The organism is Streptococcus mitis (assembly GCF_009496205.1).
Classification (GTDB): Bacteria; Bacillota; Bacilli; order Lactobacillales; family Streptococcaceae; genus Streptococcus; species Streptococcus mitis_BN.
The window spans coordinates 1-3154 of sequence record NZ_WIJO01000096.1 but is presented as its reverse complement, the minus strand read 5'-3'; the positions used below and the strand labels follow the sequence as shown (position 1 = coordinate 3154).

2 protein-coding genes are annotated in these 3154 nt (G+C 37.4%); one reads left to right on the top strand and one right to left on the bottom strand.

Features of this window, described 5'->3' with window-relative positions:
- A partial coding sequence (locus tag GEZ85_RS09990) for a helix-turn-helix domain-containing protein (RefSeq protein ID WP_153210125.1) occupies positions 1–340 on the bottom strand: 340 nt, incomplete at its 3' end.
- A 362-nt stretch (positions 341–702) separates the two neighbouring features.
- Between GEZ85_RS09990 and GEZ85_RS09985 the strand changes: the two genes are divergently transcribed.
- Positions 703–3154: YSIRK-type signal peptide-containing protein (locus GEZ85_RS09985; RefSeq protein ID WP_194251553.1), on the top strand; the 2452-nt coding region annotated here is incomplete at its 3' end.

Here is a 3154-nt window from a genome sequence, read left to right as displayed (position 1 = left end):
AGAAGGTCTTGGAATTGAGGGGAGTTCCTTCACGAGCTTCGACAAGAGTTTGTTCGTACTGCTTTTGAGCTTGCTTAGCGAGGTAGAAGATTTTTTTAAATCCACAATTTTGTCTTCTTTTAGGGCAGCCATTACAAACAAAGGGGGCTTTATCGAGTAGAGGACAAGGAAGGTTATTAGAGGTAGAGTCTCTAATTTGTTTGTTTTGTTTGACTTCTTTAGAAACAGTAGTCGGGTCTTTTAGAATAAGTTGTCTAATAGCTTTGAAGGTTTTACCTCGCTCTAAACCCAGTTGGATATCATTGCGGTCTGAAAGGGTAAGGTGTTTCTTTTTTGTCATAGTAGACCTCATTTCTAACTCAAACGTCTCACACTTAATTCCACCATAAAAATCCGTTTTAGACTAATTTCCACTTTGACCAGTTACCTAAAATTTTTACCGCATACCGGATTTTGTTTTTTATTGAAAAATTATGATTAAACTAATATAATGAGCTGATAGTTTGATGTATATTATCGCAAAATAGTATAGATTATCTCATGTCGTTATAATTTGGGGTTTTTGAATAAATTGCTATATTTGTAGCTATGAGTACTATAGTGATTTTTAGTTATCAAGTCATCAATCATAATTCATTATTTTCGAAGCACTGCATCCCGTGTTTTTATTTTGAATTAGTTCAGTTAACAAGAGGAGGACAAATGGAACAAAAATCGAATTCATTAAGTAGGGTCAAGCGACATCAGAGTGAGAAGGTGTTACGCTTTTCAATTCGTAAATATAGTTTTGGAGCAGTATCCGTTGCTGTTGCAGCTCTGATGTTTTTAGGAACACACGGAGTAAGTGCAGATAATATTGAGGTCAAACCTGATGGAGTTACTGCAGATGTAGTTGACAATAAAGTCGGAGAAGGTAAAGCAACCAATGTTTTAGTAGACGATTCGAGAACTGCTGAAGTTGCAAATGCTACAACCGAGAACACAGGAACTCCTGTTGCTTTCGGAAATAAAGTAGAACAACCAAAGGATACTGTTGTTCCTAATTCAGTTGAAGCACCTAATTTGAAACAACAAAAAGCCGATACTGTCGATAAAACTAAACTAAGTAAAGTGGTTGGCGAACTAAGTCAACTTTTAGACAGCAAAAAAACATTAAAATCTTCAGTTGTTTCTTTGATTAAAGTGAGATTATTAAAGGCGCAAGTGTTGTTAAATAGTTCTGATGCAGTACAAGGAGATATTGATAGTCTGGCAGAAACGTTGTCTAATGATTTTACAACATTATCAAGCTTAAAAGATGAGGAATTACAAAATAAAGAACATTCTAATAATGCAGAAGATGGGAGCCGCCGCGTTGAAGCTTCAGCAGAAACTAGCTCATCAGCCAATGGTAAAGATAAACTCAATGCCTCAGTTGCAGAATTAGAAGCGGCAGTTCTAGAGTTACCAGAAGATGAATCAACTAAAGAAGTCCTTGGTAAAGCGAAAGAACTGTTATCGCTAGCACAGAGTACACTAGCAAATACGACTGTAGCTGCTAGTGAGGTCGAAGATTTGACTGGACGCGTGAAGCGAATGTTTAACTCTGTTAAGATTGCTACCCTACGTTTAACTTCGGGTTCACATGATCCTCGTAATGGACGAAATATGGGTGTTGGTTCGCAATTTAGAGCAGATTCTTCGACAACTTCAGGAGCATTAACTAATATTAAATATTTTGCTTCTGTAAATCCGAGAGGTACGACAAGAAATAATAATCCAGAGCTAACAAAAACTAAAACAGACATTAAGTCATACTATGTGCAAGATTCTGAAGGAAAATGGATTGTTTATGACGTCTTCTTCAATAATAATGCTAGAAGAATTGTATCTCCGGGGCAAAAACAACACTATTATTTCCAACTTCCATTTAATATTATGGATTCTAGCAATACGGTTAGAGATCTTACTTTTACACGCTATAGAAGCGTAGGTGGAACTACAGATGGATTTGATGGATTCGTTCAACATGGAAATGAAGCGAGAATTTCTCAGGGAGAAGTTTTTGCTGGACAAAAAGATAGAATTTTCAACAACGATAGATATACTATGTATGACCCTAATTCAGGGGCTTATACTGATGATAGAAAAAAACAAGTATTCAAATCTAATGCAAATGATCAAACATTGAATACAGCCGTAAGAGATAAAAACGGAAACTATCCTCGAGCATCTTACTATTTAGGTTTAGACATAGCCTCAGGAGAAAACTTAGATTATGCGATTCATATGCATGCTAAGGTTAAGTTGAAAAATGATGTGACAGAAGCAGAAGCAAATAGATATGGTCGAGTTTTTGCTGCTACAGTGGGAGAGCAGATTGCATCAAATGAATCTTATGTTATGTATGGGACTACAGCTCTAACTCCTAGAGATACAACACCACCAACTATCACAGCCAATAATGCTACAGTAACTAAAAATGAAGCAATACCAGCTATTTCAGTGACTGCTGTTGATAACAATGGCGGAGTTGGAATGCGTACCACAAAACCAATAGAAGTCACAGGCTTACCGACAGGCTTAAGTTATGCCAATAACCAAATCACGGGGACACCAACGGCAGCTAAAGGGAATTACAATGTAACGATTAAAGCCTATGATAAGAACAATAATCCTGCCACAAAAAATATTGTTATTACGGTACAAGAACAAACGGCTAAGTATAATCCGACAGGTGCAGAGCTAACGGTTAATCAAAACCACACATTAACAGATGCGGAAATCACAGGAAAAGTAAGTTGTCATGGACCAGGAACGCTAACAGTCGTAAGTAAACCAGCAACAGCTATTGCAGGTAATGCCGGAAATGCAGTCGTAAGAGTTACTTATCCAGATACATCAACAGATACTGTTAATGTACCAATTAAGGTAAAAGACGTCACAGGACCAAGCATCACAGCTAATGGTGCAACCGTAACGAAAAACGAGCCAATCACTCCAATTCCAGTTACAGTAACGGATAATACAGGAGGTCGAGGCTTACGTGAAGAAAATCCAGTTCAAGTGACAGGTTTACCGACAGGCTTAAGTTATGCGAATAACCAAATCACAGGAACACCAACAGCCTCTAAAGGTGACTACAGTGTAACGATTACAGCCTATGATAAAGATG